At 66.6% G+C, this 14,926-nt stretch carries 16 protein-coding genes; 4 read left to right on the top strand and 12 right to left on the bottom strand.

Annotated elements, in window-relative coordinates; all coding sequences use genetic code 11:
• Positions 1 to 115: 115 nt before the first annotated feature.
• From Q0326_RS13640 to Q0326_RS13585, 12 genes are all read right to left on the bottom strand, one after another.
• Positions 116 to 1,303: an acyl-CoA dehydrogenase family protein gene (locus Q0326_RS13640; protein WP_298691398.1), complete on the bottom strand. Its 1,188-nt coding sequence runs from the start codon at positions 1,301 to 1,303 to the stop codon at positions 116 to 118.
• Complete coding sequence (locus tag Q0326_RS13635; RefSeq protein ID WP_298691396.1) at positions 1,300 to 2,061, bottom strand: SDR family NAD(P)-dependent oxidoreductase; 762 nt, start codon at positions 2,059 to 2,061, stop codon at positions 1,300 to 1,302. The genes Q0326_RS13640 and Q0326_RS13635 overlap by 4 nt, the downstream gene beginning before the upstream one ends.
• 8 nt (positions 2,062 to 2,069) lie before the next feature.
• Positions 2,070 to 2,828 carry a glucose 1-dehydrogenase gene (locus tag Q0326_RS13630; RefSeq protein WP_298691394.1) on the bottom strand — a complete coding sequence of 253 codons (759 nt, stop codon included), beginning with the start codon at positions 2,826 to 2,828 and terminating at the stop codon, positions 2,070 to 2,072.
• A gap of 1 nt (position 2,829) precedes the next feature.
• Positions 2,830 to 3,336 (bottom strand): nuclear transport factor 2 family protein, encoded by a 507-nt coding sequence (locus Q0326_RS13625; protein WP_298691392.1) that lies wholly within the window; start codon positions 3,334 to 3,336, stop codon positions 2,830 to 2,832.
• Entirely contained in the window at positions 3,336 to 3,923 is a 588-nt protein-coding gene (locus Q0326_RS13620) for a 2-oxo acid dehydrogenase subunit E2 (protein ID WP_298691390.1), read from the bottom strand. Before Q0326_RS13620 ends, Q0326_RS13625 begins: the two co-directional genes overlap by 1 nt.
• A gap of 2 nt (positions 3,924 to 3,925) precedes the next feature.
• Positions 3,926 to 4,072 (bottom strand): hypothetical protein, encoded by a 147-nt coding sequence (locus Q0326_RS13615; protein ID WP_298691388.1) that lies wholly within the window; start codon positions 4,070 to 4,072, stop codon positions 3,926 to 3,928.
• 73 nt (positions 4,073 to 4,145) lie between these two features.
• Complete coding sequence (locus tag Q0326_RS13610; RefSeq protein ID WP_298691386.1) at positions 4,146 to 4,760, bottom strand: glutathione S-transferase family protein; 615 nt, start codon at positions 4,758 to 4,760, stop codon at positions 4,146 to 4,148.
• 1 nt (position 4,761) lies between these two features.
• A complete protein-coding gene (locus tag Q0326_RS13605) occupies positions 4,762 to 4,992 on the bottom strand; it encodes a lipoyl domain-containing protein (protein WP_298691384.1) in 231 nt (76 codons plus the stop codon).
• Between the two features lies 1 nt (position 4,993).
• Positions 4,994 to 6,001 (bottom strand): alpha-ketoacid dehydrogenase subunit beta, encoded by a 1,008-nt coding sequence (locus tag Q0326_RS13600; RefSeq protein WP_298691382.1) that lies wholly within the window; start codon positions 5,999 to 6,001, stop codon positions 4,994 to 4,996.
• Entirely contained in the window at positions 5,998 to 6,987 is a 990-nt protein-coding gene (locus Q0326_RS13595; protein ID WP_298691380.1) for a thiamine pyrophosphate-dependent dehydrogenase E1 component subunit alpha, read from the bottom strand. Before Q0326_RS13595 ends, Q0326_RS13600 begins: the two co-directional genes overlap by 4 nt.
• A gap of 79 nt (positions 6,988 to 7,066) precedes the next feature.
• Positions 7,067 to 8,224 carry an iron-containing alcohol dehydrogenase gene (locus Q0326_RS13590; protein ID WP_298691378.1) on the bottom strand — a complete coding sequence of 386 codons (1,158 nt, stop codon included), beginning with the start codon at positions 8,222 to 8,224 and terminating at the stop codon, positions 7,067 to 7,069.
• Between the two features lies 1 nt (position 8,225).
• The gene (locus tag Q0326_RS13585; RefSeq protein WP_298691376.1) at positions 8,226 to 8,909 is read right to left on the bottom strand and encodes a TetR/AcrR family transcriptional regulator; all 684 of its coding nucleotides are present in this window, start codon (positions 8,907 to 8,909) and stop codon (positions 8,226 to 8,228) included.
• A 193-nt stretch (positions 8,910 to 9,102) separates the two neighbouring features.
• Here Q0326_RS13585 and Q0326_RS13580 point away from each other — a divergent pair, with 193 nt between their 5' ends.
• The 4 genes from Q0326_RS13580 to Q0326_RS13565 all read left to right on the top strand — a co-directional run bounded on the left by Q0326_RS13580 (position 9,103) and on the right by Q0326_RS13565 (position 14,867).
• Complete coding sequence (locus Q0326_RS13580; RefSeq protein WP_298691374.1) at positions 9,103 to 10,566, top strand: aromatic ring-hydroxylating dioxygenase subunit alpha; 1,464 nt, start codon at positions 9,103 to 9,105, stop codon at positions 10,564 to 10,566.
• On the top strand, positions 10,563 to 11,429 hold the full coding sequence (locus Q0326_RS13575; protein WP_298691372.1) for an enoyl-CoA hydratase: 867 nt from the start codon (positions 10,563 to 10,565) through the stop codon (positions 11,427 to 11,429). The genes Q0326_RS13580 and Q0326_RS13575 overlap by 4 nt, the downstream gene beginning before the upstream one ends.
• Positions 11,430 to 11,590: 161 nt before the next feature.
• Positions 11,591 to 13,993: a TonB-dependent receptor gene (locus Q0326_RS13570; protein ID WP_298691370.1), complete on the top strand. Its 2,403-nt coding sequence runs from the start codon at positions 11,591 to 11,593 to the stop codon at positions 13,991 to 13,993.
• Positions 13,994 to 14,054: 61 nt separating this feature from the next.
• Positions 14,055 to 14,867 carry a ThuA domain-containing protein gene (locus Q0326_RS13565; protein ID WP_298691368.1) on the top strand — a complete coding sequence of 271 codons (813 nt, stop codon included), beginning with the start codon at positions 14,055 to 14,057 and terminating at the stop codon, positions 14,865 to 14,867.
• Positions 14,868 to 14,926 lie beyond the last annotated feature (59 nt).

Here is a 14,926-nt window from a genome sequence, read left to right as displayed (position 1 = left end):
ACCGTGATCGGCCCCGCGAAGCCGTCGACATGCGCGGTCATCCAATCGGTGAGGCGGCCGAGGTCAAAGCCGAAACCCGCGCGGACCGCGGTCGTGCCGCTGCCATCGACCGCGGTCATCCCTGCAAGGCTTTCCAGTCGCGCTTGATCTTCTTGGCGAGCGACCATTTGTGGACTTCGGTCGGCCCGTCATAGATGCGGAAGGCGCGGATCTCGCGGAATGCCTGCTCGACGATCGTGTCGCCAGAGACGCCCGTCCCCCCCATCACCTGGACGCAGCGATCCGCGACGCGAAACAGCGCGTCCGACACCGCGACCTTGGCCATCGAGCTCTCGGCAGTGCCCAGCGATCCGCTGTCGAGAATGTCCGCGCACCAGTCGATGATCAGTTCGGACTGCTGGAGATCGATCAGATTGTCCGCGAGCATGAAGCCGACGCCCTCATGATCGACCAGCGGCTTGCCGAAGGCATGGCGGCGGCAGGCATAGTCGGTGGCGATCTCGTGCGCGCGCGTCGCGACGCCGAGCCAGCGCATGCAATGCGACAAGCGCGCGGGCGAGAGGCGGATCTGGGCATATTTGAAACCCTCGCCGCTCGATCCCAGCATCTGGTCGGCGGGCACGCGGAGATCGTCGATCGCGATCTCGGCATGGCCACCCGGCATCGAGCTGTCGATCGTGTCGATCACGCGCAGCGTGCGGATCGCCGGATCGGGCAGATCGACGAGGAACAGGCAGGCGCCGCCGGTGCCGTCGGTCGCGTCGGACTTGGCCATGACGATGCCGACCCGGGCGCCCTCCGCGCCGGTGATGAACTTCTTGCGCCCGTTGATCACCCAATGATTGCCGTCGAGCCGGCACGTCGTCTGCATCATCGAGGGGTCGGAGCCCGCGCCGCCATCCTCGGCCGGCTCGGTCATGAAAAAGGCCGATCGCGCCGCGCCCGACACCAGCGGATCGAGGAAGCGCGTCTTCTGCTCCGCGCTGGCGACCTTGCCGAGCAGATACATATTGCCCTCGTCGGGCGCCGCAGTGTTGCAGGCGAGCGGCCCCAACGGCGACAGACCCGACTTGCGCAGCACCAGCGCCGTCTCGCGCTGCGAGAGATGCGCGCCGTCGGCGAGAATATGCGGAGTGAGCACGCCGGCAGCGCGCGCCTTTTCGCGCATCTCCAACACCATCTCGTCGCTCGGGCCATGATGATCGCGCCGCGGATCGCGCTCATAGGGAATGATTGTCGCGCGCACGAACGCCTCGACCTTGGCCGCGATCTCGGCGGCGCGTTCGGCTCCCACGGCGGTCATCGCGGTGCCATCCGGATCGCGCCATCGAGCCGGATCACGTCGCCGTTGAGCATCGGATTGGCGATGATGCTCGCGACCAGCTGCGCATATTCCTCGGGGCGCCCGAGCCGGCTCGGGTGCGGCACCTGCGTACCCAGGCTGTCCTGCGCGGCCTGCGGCAGGCCCATCAGCATCGGGGTAAGGAAGATGCCCGGCGCGATCGTCATCACGCGGATCTTGTGTTGCGACAGGTCGCGCGCGGCGGGTAGCGTCATGCCGGCCACGCCCGCCTTGGACGCGGCATAGGCGATCTGCCCGATCTGCCCGTCGAACGCCGCGACCGAGGCGGTGTTGACGATCACGCCGCGCTCCTCGCCGATCGGCTCCACGGTCGCCAGCCGGGCGGCGAATTTGGACAGCATGTTGAAGCTGCCGATCAGATTGACCTCCACCGCCTTGCGGAAGGCGGCGAGCGGATGCACGACATTGTCGCGGCCGACGGTCTTGATGGCGGGTGCGATACCCGCGCAATTGACCAGCACGCGGGCGATGCCGTGCGCGGCCTCGGCGGTGGCGATCGCCGCCTCGACGCTCTCGTCGTCGGCGACGTCGGCACGGACGAACAGACCGCCGATCCTGGCGGCCTGCGCTTCGCCGACCTCGGCGTTAAGATCGACGATCGTCACCCGCGCGCCGCCGGCGGCGAGCATTTCCGCGGTCGCCCAGCCCAGTCCGGAGGCGCCGCCGGTGACGATCGCGGCAAGAGATTCGAGTTTCATGCGATATCCTAGAGTGAAGAGCCGCCATCGATGACGAATTCGGCGCCGGTCGCGAAGCCGGCTTCGTCGGAGGCCAGATAGACCGCAAGCCCGGCGATCTCCTCGGGCTTGCCGAGGCGACCGATGGGATGGCCCGCCACCCATCCGTCATAGAGTTTCTGCGGCTCGGCCACCTGCGACATCACCTTCTCGAGGATCGGGGTGTGAACCGCGCCAGGGTGCACCGAGTTGCAGCGCATGCCGTATTTCGAGCGCGCATAATGCAGCGCGACCGACTTGGTCAGCATCGTCACGCCCGCCTTGGCGGCGTTGTAGCCGACCAGATCGGCCTCGGCGCGGATGCCGCACATCGACGACATGTTGATCACCGATCCGCCGGTGCGCTTCATCAGCGGCACGACATGCTTGCAGCCGAGGAACACGCCGACAAGGTCGATGTCGAGCATCGTCCTGAACCCTGCGAGGTCGAGATCCTCGATCGATCCGACGGTGGTGATGCCGGCGTTGTTGACCAGGACGTCGAGCCGCCCATGCGACGCGTCGACCGCTGCGAAGGTCGCGATCCAGCCCGCCTCCTGCGTCACGTCGAGCGCCAGGAAGGACGCCGAGGCGCCGAGTTCGGCAACCAGCGCGATCCCGGCGGTCTCGTCGATGTCGGCGACGACGACGCGTGCGCCTTCGGCGACGTAGCGCCGCGTGATCGCCTCGCCGAGGCCGGAGGCGCCACCGGTCACCAACGCGACCTTGTCCTGCAACCGCCCGCTCATCTCACGATCCTTCCATACCAACATCGATCCGCGCGCGCGGTCCTCGCCGGCTCGCGCGCTCGAACAGCGCGCGATCCCCCTGCTCCCAGGTGATCACCAGCCGGCAGCCGACGATCTTCCATCCGCTGCCCTGGCGTAGCAGGCGGTGCGAATAATAGCCGCCGAGCACCTGCGTCTCGCCGTCGAGATAATGCGTGGCGGTCATGTGCAGCACGATCGTCGCGTCGTTGTCGGCGAGCGTGATCACCGGATTGGTGAGCACATGCGCGGTCGCATCGAAGCAGGCCAGCGTCGCGCGGACCGAGGCGACCCAATCGTCTGCGGCGATCATCGATGCCGGCACACCGGACCACGTCTCGAAATCGAATTCGACCGTGTCCGCGAAGATCGAGCGATACAGCGCCCAGTCGCGCCGATCGATTCCGGTCGCATAGGCGAAAACCGTATCGCCGATCGTCGCGCGGTCGATCAGATCCTGCAGCGAGGTGGGCAGCGACGGCGCGGGCATCAGGCGAACACCCGCTCGGGCGCCTCGATCAGCGCGCGGAACGCCTGCAGCCAGCGCGCCCCGATCGCGCCGTCGAGCGCGCGGTGATCGCAGGTCAGCGTTACCGCCATGAACGTCTCTTCCGCCAACTGACCGTCGCGCAGTATCGGCCGCTTGCGCGCCGCGCCGACAGACAGGATCGCCGCCTGCGGCGGGTTGAGGATCGACCCGAAGCTCGCGACCCCGAACATGCCGAGATTCGAGACGGTAAAGCTGCCGCCGCTATATTCGTCGGGCTGCAGCCGGAACCGCTGCGCACGGTCGGCAAGATCGCGCAGTTCGGCGGCGATCGTCGCGACCGGCTTGATGTCGGCGCCACGCACGATCGGGGTCATCAGACCGCCCTTGACCGCGACCGCGACCGCAACATCGGCTGCAGCATGCTGCAGCATTCCCTCGGGCATGTAGCTGACGTTCGCCTCGGGCACATCCGCCAGCGCCAGCGCCGACGCCTTGACGACGAGGTCGTTGACCGAGAGCTTCGTCGCACCCTCGCCGGCATTGTGGTTAGCCCGTGCGGCGAGCAGTGCGTCGAGCCCGATCTCCATCGTCAGCGGGAAATGCGGGATGTCGCGCGCGCTGTCGGTCCGATCACCTTGCGCAGGCGGTCGTGCGGCTTGACGGTGTAGGAGCCGCGGGGCAGCCCCAGCGCCTCGAGGCGGTCGGCGAGCGCGTCGCTATCAGTAGAGATGGTCATCGCGTCACTAAGCGATGGGCCTGGATGCCGCGCAACCTCCGGAAAGTGATAGCGCGCACGGCCGGGCGACGCGTCATGCCGAAGCCGACGGCCGTGCCGCCATCGCCGCATGCCAGGTTGCCAGCCACGGGCGGCCGGCGAGCGGTGTCATGCCGACGAGCAACGCGAACTCGACGAAGCAGAACAGCAGGATGTCGGCAAGCGTCACCGCGTCGCCCGCCACCTGCGCGCGGCCGGCACAGTGCGCGTCGAGCCGGTCGAGCGTGGCGAACGCCATCGCCTTGAGATCGTCGGCTGCCGCTTCGTCGGCGACGATCACGCGCGGCGCGAACATCGCGCGCCCCTCCGCTGCGCGGAAGCCGAGCGTCAGCGGCTCGGCAAAACCGAGATCGATCCGCCGCGTCCACATCCGCGTCTCGGCGCGGCGCTCGGGCGTGTCGCCGATCAGCGATGGACCTGGCCCCGTCTCGTCGAGATATTCGCAGATCGCGGTCGTTTCGGTCAGGACCGCGCCGTCGTCGAGCACCAGCGCGGGCGTTCCGCCGAACGGATTGACCGCCAGATAAGAATCCTGTCGGTTGTCGCCGGCCAGAATGTCGATCTCGGCCAGGTCGAGCGCGATCCCCTTCTCGGCGGCGAACATCCGGGCGACGCGCGGATTGGGGCCGACAGATGTGTAGAGCTTCATGCTATTCGATCGTCGCGACCAGCGTGCCGACTTCATAGACCTCGCCGACCTCGCCGAGGATCTTGAGCGTGCCCGAGGCGGGCGCGTCGACCTCGTTGGTCGATTTGTCCATTTCGATCGCATAGAGCGGCGTACCCGCCTCGACTGCCGCGCCATCGGCGACGAGCCACTCGCTGAGCGTCGCTTCGGTCATGCTGATGCCGATCTTGGGAATGCGGATTTCGGTCGCCATCTTAACGCCCCATCGTCTTGTGGATGGCCGCGGCGATGTCGTCGCGGCTGTAGAGATATGCTTTTTCGAGCGCAGGCGAGAAGGGCACCGGCGCATAGGCCGAGCCGACGCGCTGCACCGGCGCCTTGAGTTCGTCGAACAGATGTTCGTGGATCAGCGCGCTGATCTCGGCACCGACGCCGAATTTGCGCACCGCCTCGTGCACCACCACGGCGCGCTTGGTCTTGCCGACCGAGGCCAGCACCGCCGCCTCGTCATAGGGCGCGATCGTGCGCAGATCGATCACCTCGACCGAGACGCCGTCCGCCTCCATCTCCTTGGCGACCGCGAGCGCATGGCCGATCACCGCGCCATAGCCGATCACGGTCACGTCGCTGCCCTCGCGGGCGACCGTTGCCTTGCCGAGCGGGACGACATAGCCCGGCTCGGGCGCCGGGCCCGACACGCCGTAGGACGCGGTGTTCTCGATGAAGATGCACGGGTCGTCGTCCTGGATGCAGGCGAGCAGCAGCCCCTTGGCATCGGCGGGATTGGACGCGGTCACCACCTTGAGGCCGGGGACGTGCGCGAACCACGCCTCGAGCATGTCCGAATGCTGGCCGCCGAAGCCGACCCCCGCGCCCGTCGCGGTGCGGATGGTGAGCGGCACGCTGGTCTGGCCGCCCGACATGAAGCGCAGCTTGGCGGCATGGTTGACGACCTGGTCCATCGCGACCGTGATGAAGTTCATCAGCATGATCTCGGCGACCGGCCGATAGCCGACGATCGCCGCGCCGACCGCCGCCCCCACGATCGCCTGCTCGGAAATCGGGGTCGAGCGGACGCGCGCGACCCCATATTTGGTCGACAGGCCCTTGGTGGCAGTGAACACGCCGCCGCCCTGGCCGTCGGCAATGTCCTCGCCGAGCAGGATGACGCGCTTGTCCGCGGCCATTGCCTCGTCCATCGCCAGGTTGATCGCCTGCGCGAAGTTGATCTTCTTCGCCTTTACCGGCGTCTCGGCGTTCATGCCGCGATCTCCATGCCCAAAACATCGATCCGGATCTCGTCCGTGTCGGGATAGTCGCTGGCGAGCGCATGCGCGGCCGCCTCGGCGACCACCTCGGCGATTTCGGCGTCGATCGCGTCGAGCTCGGCCTCGGAGACCTGCCGCTCGAGCAGCGCCTTGCGATAGCCCGGGATCGGATCGGCGAGCTTGGCGGCCGCCATCTCCTCCTTGGGAATATAATGGCTGTCGTCGCCTAGCAGATGACCGAAGAAGCGGAAGGTCTTCGCCTCGATGAAGGTCGGCCCCTCGCCGGCGCGCGCGCGCGCCGCGGCTTCGCTGGCGGCCTGGTACATCGCGAAGGCGTCGTTGCCGTTCACCTGGACGCCCTTGATGCCGTAGCCCGGGGCGCGATCGATCAGCTCCTTGGCGCCGGTCGACATCGCCTGCGGCGTGTGCTCGCCATAGAGGTTGTTCTGGCAGACGAAAATGACCGGCAGCTTCCAGATCTGCGCCATGTTGAGGCTCTCGTGGAAGGCGCCGATGTTCGAGGCGGCGTCGCCGAAGCAGACCACCGTCACCTTGCCGTCGCCTTCGAGCTGGCTGGCGAGCGCGAGGCCGTTGGCGATGGGCAGACCCGAGCCGACGATCCCGGTGGTCACCATCACGCCGGTCTCGGGGTGGGTGATGTGCATCGGGCCGCCCTTGCCCTTGCAGGTGCCGGTCTTCTTGCCGGCAAATTCGGCCCACAGGTCGCGCGGCGGAATGCCCTTGGCGAGCTGGTCGTGGACACCGCGATAGGTGGTGACCAGATAATCGTCGGGGTTGAGCGCCGCCATCAGCGCCGCCGACAGGATCTCCTGCCCGCGCGGACTGTAATAGATGATCTGGAGCTGCCCCCCCATGATCATCGTGCGAAACTTCTCGTCCGCCTGATAGATCAGATTGGCACGCCGGTAGATATCGAGCAGCACCGAGCGATCGGGCTCGGCGGCGGTGTCGCCAGTCATCGGCTTCTCCTGTTATATTGAGGCTGCTCTGCGCCGGCAAAGGCGATCGCGACAACTCGCACCTTTGCCAGTGGCAGGGTCATGCGTAGGCAAGCCGGTAAAGCTCGGCGATCTCGTCGGCGTCGGCGCCACGCGGGTTGTTGCCAGGCGATCCCGAGGCCAGCGCCTGTTCGGCCATCGTCGGGATCAGCGCCATATAGCGCGCCTCGCCAATGCCATAGGCGGCGGGCGTCGGCACGCCGAGATCGATGTTGAGCATGCGCAGCTCGTCAAGCAGTCGCGCGACCGCGGACTGATCGCCCTCGCCATCCCTGGCGACGCCCATCGCGCGGGCGCAGTCGGCATAGCGCACGCGTGCAGCAGGCGCCGAGAAGGCGGTGATCGCGGGTAGCAACATCGCGTTGGACAGCCCGTGCGGCACGTGGAAGAAGGCGCCGATCGGGCGGCTCATGCCGTGCACGAGCGCGACGCTCGCGTTCGAGAAGGCGAGCCCAGCATGATGCGCACCGACCATCATCGCCTCGCGCGCAACCCGGTCGTCGGGGGCGTCGCAGGCGCGGCGCAGATGCGGCGCGATCAGCCGCATCGCCGACAATGCCATCGCGTCGGAAAACGGGTTCGCGCGCTTCGAAACATAGGCCTCGATCGCGTGCGTGAGCGAATCGATGCCGGTATCGGCAGTCAGCCGGCGCGGCTTGGCCATCGTCAGCTCATAGTCGACGATCGCGATCGTCGGCAGGAAGGCGAGCCCGGCGCACAGCATCTTCTCGTTGGATGCCTCGTCGGTGATGATCGTGAAGCGCGTCGCCTCGGATCCCGTGCCCGCGGTGGTCGGCACCGCGACGATCGGCAGCCCCGGCAGGTCGGTGACGGCCGGCGCCTTGAGGCTGGGGATCGGGCAGCGGGTGACGGCGAGTGCCGCGACCGCCTTGGCGGTGTCGATCGGGCTGCCGCCGCCGAAGCCGATAACGCAGTCGTGGTCGCCGGCATCGAGTGCCGAGAGCACCGCCTCGACCACCGCGACGGTCGGGTCCGAGACCGTATCGGCGAAGATGGCGGCGGTCATGCCGGCGGCAGCAAGCACCTCGGTCAGCCGTGCGACCATGCCGCTCTCGACGAGATAGCGATCGGTAACGATGAAGGGCCGGCTCAACCCGCACTGGCCGAGCGCGGCGGGCAGCTCGGCAAGCGCGCCGCCGCCGACACGAAGGATGCGGGGCAGATGGATCGCAGCCACGTCAGATATCTCCTACCGAAAGCGTGCCGGCGCGGACCGCGCGGATGGTGTGCGCGACGAAGCGCAGCAGCGCCTCGGCGCGGCTGGCGTCGTCCCAGATGTCGATGTTGAGCGCCAAGCCCTCGACCACCGACCAGACATAGTCGTTGAGCAGCTCGAGCCGTGGATCACCGGCCCATTCGGGGAAGGCGCGCTCGATCTCGTCACGCCACACCCGGTCGTAGCGCCGCGCCCGGTCGAGAAAGATCGCGCGCAGAGCCGGATCGGTCCGCGAGGCGACATGAAGTTCGAGATAGGCCGCATAATCTTGCGTGCGGCTGACCTGATAGGAAATCGCGACGCCGGCATTGTCGACCGCGCGCTGTTCGACGGTGAGCGCGCGGATGCGATCGAGATAATCCGCCATGCGCCGATAGAAGGCATATTCGACCACCGCCGCCATCAGATCGAGCTTGCTCGCATAATGATGCAGCATCGCGCCGCGCGAGATCCGCGCCCGGTTCGCCACCGATTGCAGCGAGCAGCCGGCATAGCCGTCCTCGGCGAGACAGGTCAGCGCGGCGTCGAGCATCGCGTTGCGCGTGGCCAGGCTCTTGCGCTGCTGCCAGCCGGGCGGCTCGGCACCGCGATCCTCCTCGGTCAGGCTGTCGGGCAGCAACCGCTCCAGTGCGAAGCCCAGGGTCATTCCGCTCTCCTTGGCGGCTCGCTCGAACGGAGAACCGGACGCGCATCCTGCAACAGAACGACCGGATTGTTTTCTATCACATGTGCTAGGTGCAACCGCCGGTCGGCAGGGCGACATCCCTGTCAAAGCTTAAAAGAGATGCACAGACGCCGTCCCGGCGCGCGCAGCATCCGCCATCGCACCGGAGAGTATTGTGGACCAGCCGACCAATTTCCGCGCCGACCGCCATCCGTCCGAATCCTACGAGGACATCCTCGAGCGCGACACGCGCACGATCCCGGATCATCTCCGCCAAGGCCCGACCCGTGACCTTGGGGACGAGGGCATACCCGTCACCAACTATTTTGACCCCGGCCATTTTGCGCAGGAGGTGCGCCACGTCTGGCTCAAGGTCTGGCAGTGGGCGTGCCGCGACGAGGACATCCCCAATCCGGGCGACGTGTTCGTCTACGAGAATGTCGGCAAGAGCCTGCTCGTGACCCGCCAGCAGGACGGCTCGGTCAAGGCCTTCTACAACAGCTGCCTGCACCGCGGCCGCAAGCTGGTCGACAAGAGCGGCCCCAAGGTCGACTTCCGCTGCAAATATCATGGTCTCGCCTGGCAATGTTCGGGCGCTTTCAAGCACAACCCGATCGGCTGGGACTTCCCGCAGTTCAGCCGCATGGACACCAGCCTGCCCGAGGTGAAGGTCGAAAGCTGGGGCGGCTTCATCTTCATCAACTTCGATCCGGGTGCTGCGCCTCTCATGGACACGCTGCAGCCGCTCGCCGACCATTTCGACCGCTACGACTTCGCCAACCGCTACAAGGCTGCGCACGTCTCCAAGATCGTGCCGTGCAACTGGAAGGTGATGGCCGAGGCATTCATGGAAAGCCACCATACGGTCGCGACCCATCCGCAGCTGGCGCCGTTTCTCGGCGACGTGAACAGCCAATATGACGCGCTGAGCGACCACGTCACCCGCCAGTTCACCGCGACCGGCGTGGTCAGCCCGGTCCTGGCCGATCGCAAGTTCGGCGACATGGACATCCTTAAGGCGATGGAGGCGGCGGGCGGCAGCCATGTCTCCGGCGGCGAATCGTCCAAGAAGGGCGGCGTCGCGGAAAAGAAGAAGGAGAACACCGCGCGCGACACGCCGGATGCGCCGAGCGAACTCGAAGTCGGCGTAACCGCGCGCATGTATGCGAGCGAAGTCACCCGCAAGTCGCTCGCCGCCGAGGACGGCTGGGACTATTCGGACGTATCCGACGCCGAGATCATCGACGCGCTGCTCTACAACGTCTTCCCGCACATGAATTTCTGGGCGGGCTATGCCCCCAATGTCGTCTATCGCTGGCGGCCCAACGGGCTCGATCCCGACACCTCGATCATGGACGTGATCATCCTCAAGCGCGTTCCCAAGACCGGCCCGCGGCCCAAGCCCGTCACCGAACATCGCCTGTCGCTCGAAGAGGATTGGTCGTCGTCGTCGATGCTCGGCGCGCTCGGCCCCGTGTTCGAGCAGGACATGGAGAACTTGCCGCACGTCCAGACCGGGCTCAAATCGTCGGGCACCGGCGTCGTCAACTTCGCGCTCTATTCGGAGATGCGGATCCGGCTGATGCACGTGATGATCGGGCGCATGATCGCCGAGGGGCAGGCCCGGGTCGGCGCATGAGCGACGCTGCCGGCACGGGCGGCCCCGTCTACGAGACGGAGCAGCCCGTCCGGTACGAGCGGCGCGACGATCTCGCGATCGTCAGCCTCGACCGGCCGCGCTTCGGCAACGCCCAGAACGCGCAGCTGCTCTATGCGCTCGATGAGGCGTTTGCGCGCGCAGCGGCAGACGAAGCGGTCAAGGCGATCGTGCTGCGCGGCGAAGGCCGGCATTTTTCCTCGGGTCACGACATCGGCACGCCCGGTTGCGACTTCGGTGCGTCGTGGCCCGATCGCCGCTCGCTTTGGTACGACCATGTCGGCACGGCCGGTGCCGAGACCAATTATGTTCGCGAGCAGGAAAGCTATCTTGGGCTGTGCCGCCGCTGGCGCGCGCTGCCCAAGCCGATGGTCGCTGCGGTCCAGGGCGCGTGCATCGCGGGCGGACTGATGCTCGCTTGGGTCGCCGACATGATCGTCGCTGCCGACGACGCCTTCTTCAGCGATCCCGTGCTCGCCATGGGCGTCCCCGGGGTCGAATATTTCGCGCATGTCTACGAGATGCATCCCCGTATCGCGCGCGAATTCCTGTATCTGGGCGAGCGCATGCCTGCGGAACGCGCCTATCAGCTCGGCATGGTCAATCGCGTCGTGTCGCGCGACGCACTCGATAACGAGGCAATGGCGATGGCAACCAAGGCGGCCAAAGCGCCGCGCTTCGCGCTAGCGCTCGCCAAGCAGGCGTTCAACCAGCTCGAGGATCTGGCCGGCAAGCGCGCGGGCATGGACGCGGTGTTCAGCCTGCATCACCTCGCGCATGCCCACAATCAGCTGACCGGCGACTGGCTCGGCGGCGTCCGCGCGGATGCCATCAAGCAGCGCTGATTCTGCAACATGACTGACACAACATCTCACGCCTGCGACTTTCGATAGTATCGCCTGCCCGCTCCCTGGACGAAACCGTCGCAAACAAAGCGACCAAGGGGAGTTCCATGAAAAGCGATACTATTCGGCACGCGACGCGTCTGATCTTGGGATCGACGGCCTTGCTTGCGATCGCTGCGCCCGCGCTGGCCCAGACCACGCCGTCGTCCGCCATCCCCACCGACACGACGCAAGCCCCCGCACAGACACCGCCGCCCCACGCGCGCGCGGAGACGACCGAGGCGCCGGTCGGCGAACAGATCATCGTGACCGCACGCAAGCGCGACGAGACGCTGCTCCAGGTGCCCGTCGCGGTTTCGGCGGTCAGCGCCGCCGACATCAACCGCTATGCGGCCACGGATCTTAGCAAGATCGGCCAGCTCATCCCGCAGGTCATCCTCGCCAAGACCGGCGGCGGCGGCGCCGGTGCCTCCTTCTCGATCCGCGGCATCGGCTCCTCGGCACTCGACGCGGGCATCGACCAGACCGTCTCGCTCAACATCGACGGCCTCCAGATCAGCCGTGGTCGTCTGATCACCCAGGGCTTCTTTGACATCGCCCAGGTCGAGGTGCTCAAGGGTCCCCAGGCGCTGTTCTTCGGCAAGAACAGCCCGGGCGGCGTGATCTCGGTCCATACCAACGGACCGACCCAGCGGCTCTCCGGCTACATCCGCAGCGGCTATGAATTCAATGCGCATGAACGGTATGTCGAAGGCGCGATCGCCGGTCCGATCACCGATACGCTGGGCTTCCGCATCGCGATGCGCGGCGACGCGATGGCGGGCTACATCAAGAACACCGCGGTGCCGGTGGCGATCCCAAGCGATCCCACCAATCCGCCGGTCGGTGCGGCGCATCGCACCGATCCCGGCACGCGCGAATTTCTCGGCCGCGGTACGCTGGTCTGGAAGCCCGACAGCCGGTTCGACGCGACGCTCAAAGTGTTCGGCGACAAGGAAAAGGATCATGGCGAGACCGCCGGTACCGAGGTCAAGTGCGCCGGCGCGCATCCCTCGACGCTCGATCTGCTGAGCGGCACCTTCGTCAGCGACCCGGCAGGCGACTGCAAGCTCAACGGCTCGCATTCGGATGGCTCGCTCAACCCGGCGGTGGCGGCGCACTATCCCAATTCGAACGGCGGCATCCCGTACACGCAATATCATTCGATCATGTCGTCGCTGACGATGAACTATAAGCTCGACCACGCGACCATCACCTCGGTCACCGGCTACTGGCATTACAACAACGTCGGCTTCGACAGCTTCTCCTACGATTCGACCGCGCTGGTGCTTGGCTACAACGCCGACAGCAGCCATGCCTTCACCCAGGAAATCCGCGTCAACACGTCGTTCGAGGGACCACTAAATTTCGCGGCCGGTGCCTATTACGAGAAGAGTGGGCGCAACACGCGCGGTGATGGCGCGATCGCGATCGTCGGCGGCGATCCGCGCAACGGGCAGACCAACAACTGGACGCTGCTGACCAACAATTCGGGCAAGACCTATTCGGGCTTCGGCCAGGCGATCTACAACATCCGCCCGAATCTCGAGCTCGCCGCGGGCGTCCGCTTCACGCGCGAGACCAAGACGGTCTCGCTCGGCAACAGCTTCGTCAACCAGCTGTTCGTGCCGTTCGGCATCGTGGCACCGGAGGGCCAGTTCAGCTCGGGCAAGTTCGCCGACAGCAATTGGTCGCCCGAGGCGACGCTGACCTGGCACCCGACCAGCCGCACCACGCTCTACGGCGCGTTCAAGACCGGTTACAAGTCGGGCGGCTTCTCCAACCCGTCGATCCTGTCGGCCGGCCAGAACGCGGGCAATCTCGGCTTCGCGCCAGAGCATACCAAGGGCGGCGAGATCGGCGCCAAGGGCTCGTTCTTCGGGGGCCGGATGTCGGTCAACGCGGCGGTCTATCGCTACACCTACAAGGGCTTGCAGCTCACCTCGTTCAACCCGATCCCGCCCTCGTTCACGATCAAGAATGCGGCGTCCGCCCGCACCACCGGCGCCGAGATCGATGCCTCCTACCAGCTGACGCGGGCAATCCAGGTCCGTCTGTCGGGAGGGTACAACAAGGCCAAATATCTCGCCTTCCCGCAGGCCGCTTGCTACGCCGGACAGACCGCAGCGACGGGATGCACCGGCGCCAACGGGACGCAGGATCTCTCGGGCACGCCGCTGGTGCGCGCGCCCAAGGTCAGCCTCACCGGCGGGGTCACCTACGACGCGCCGCTGACCGACGGCATGAACCTCGGCCTGTCGACCGATGCCAACTACACCAGCGGCTATTGGCTGCTCGAGAATGAGAACCCGGCTGGCTACCAGAAGGCCTTCGCGCGCCTCAACGCATCGGTCCGCGTCCACAAGCCCGACGATACGTGGGAGCTCGCCTTCATCGGCCGCAACCTGACCAATAAATATTATGGCATCGCGGGCAACGAAAAGCCGTTCGGCACGCCCGACGAGATCGAGGTCAGCATCGGCCGTCCGCGCGAGTTGCTGCTGCAAGGCACGCTCCGCTTCTGAACCCCTGCCCATTCAAGCCGGTGGCCGTCCGCGGTCGCCGGCTTCTTTTTGGAACTCGACCATGCCGACGATCGCCTATCACGCGCCGCTCAAGCTGCTCGTCGCGGTGCGCGGCCATCCCTTCGATCGCACGGCGTTCGACGCGCTGTTCCAGGGCATGGCCGGCATCACCGCGACAATGGTCGACCAGCCCGCCGCCGCGCAGCTGATGAATCCCGAGGGCATGGCCCCCTATGACGCACTCGTCCTCTACGACATGCCCGGCCTCGACTTCGACGCCACCGCCGACAAGCCCGGCTATGTCGATCCCGGCCACGCCTTGCGCCGCGGCTTCTGCGCGCTGCTCGAACAGGGCAAGGGCATCGTCGCGCTCCACCACGCGCTCGCCGGCTGGCCCGCCTGGCCGGCCTATGCCGAAGCGCTGGGCGGCGCCTTTCTCTATCGGCCGGGTCCCTTGCGCGGCATCGCACGACCCGACTCGGGCTATCGCCATGCGGTCGACTACACCGCCGAAGTGGTCGCGCCGGCGCATCCGGTGATGGCGGGGATTCCCGCGCAGTTTCCGATGACCGACGAGCTCTATCTGGCGGAGATCTTCGAGAGCGACGTTACCCCGCTGCTCCGCGCACGCCACGATTTCGTCCGCGACGGCTTCTATTCGTCGACTGCGGCGATGGAGGGCCGGATGTTCAGCAACGACGGCTGGGCGCACGAGGACGGCTCGCCGCTGATCGGCTGGACCCGCCGCGCGGTCAACAGCCCGCTGGTCTATCTTCAACCCGGCGACGACCAGAAGACCTACGACAATCCGGTCTACCGGCGCCTGATCGAGAACGCGATCCGCTGGGTCGTATCGCCCGAGGCCCGCGCCTGAGCGTTGCCCTTATTCCACGCCGTCATTGCACGCGGAACGAAGCGGCTTGCAACGCCGAG

Origin of the sequence: uncultured Sphingomonas sp. (assembly GCF_937859915.1) — a bacterium.
Classification (GTDB): domain Bacteria; phylum Pseudomonadota; class Alphaproteobacteria; order Sphingomonadales; family Sphingomonadaceae; genus Solisphingomonas.
The sequence above is the reverse complement of the archived record's forward strand: the minus strand, read 5'-3'. Positions and strand labels throughout refer to the sequence as shown.

Coding starts and splice junctions, on each gene's coding strand:
- Q0326_RS13640 (WP_298691398.1), bottom strand. CDS start 1,303: ATGACCGCCGTGGGAGCCGAACGCGCCGCCGAGATCGCGGCCAAGGTC.
- Q0326_RS13635 (WP_298691396.1), bottom strand. CDS start 2,061: ATGAAACTCGAATCTCTTGCCGCGATCGTCACCGGCGGCGCCTCCGGA.
- Q0326_RS13630 (WP_298691394.1), bottom strand. CDS start 2,828: ATGAGCGGGCGGTTGCAGGACAAGGTCGCGTTGGTGACCGGTGGCGCC.
- Q0326_RS13625 (WP_298691392.1), bottom strand. CDS start 3,336: ATGCCCGCGCCGTCGCTGCCCACCTCGCTGCAGGATCTGATCGACCGC.
- Q0326_RS13620 (WP_298691390.1), bottom strand. CDS start 3,923: ATGGAGATCGGGCTCGACGCACTGCTCGCCGCACGGGCTAACCACAAT.
- Q0326_RS13615 (WP_298691388.1), bottom strand. CDS start 4,072: ATGACCATCTCTACTGATAGCGACGCGCTCGCCGACCGCCTCGAGGCG.
- Q0326_RS13610 (WP_298691386.1), bottom strand. CDS start 4,760: ATGAAGCTCTACACATCTGTCGGCCCCAATCCGCGCGTCGCCCGGATG.
- Q0326_RS13605 (WP_298691384.1), bottom strand. CDS start 4,992: ATGGCGACCGAAATCCGCATTCCCAAGATCGGCATCAGCATGACCGAA.
- Q0326_RS13600 (WP_298691382.1), bottom strand. CDS start 6,001: ATGAACGCCGAGACGCCGGTAAAGGCGAAGAAGATCAACTTCGCGCAG.
- Q0326_RS13595 (WP_298691380.1), bottom strand. CDS start 6,987: ATGACTGGCGACACCGCCGCCGAGCCCGATCGCTCGGTGCTGCTCGAT.
- Q0326_RS13585 (WP_298691376.1), bottom strand. CDS start 8,909: ATGACCCTGGGCTTCGCACTGGAGCGGTTGCTGCCCGACAGCCTGACC.
- Q0326_RS13575 (WP_298691372.1), top strand. CDS start 10,563: ATGAGCGACGCTGCCGGCACGGGCGGCCCCGTCTACGAGACGGAGCAG.
- Q0326_RS13565 (WP_298691368.1), top strand. CDS start 14,055: ATGCCGACGATCGCCTATCACGCGCCGCTCAAGCTGCTCGTCGCGGTG.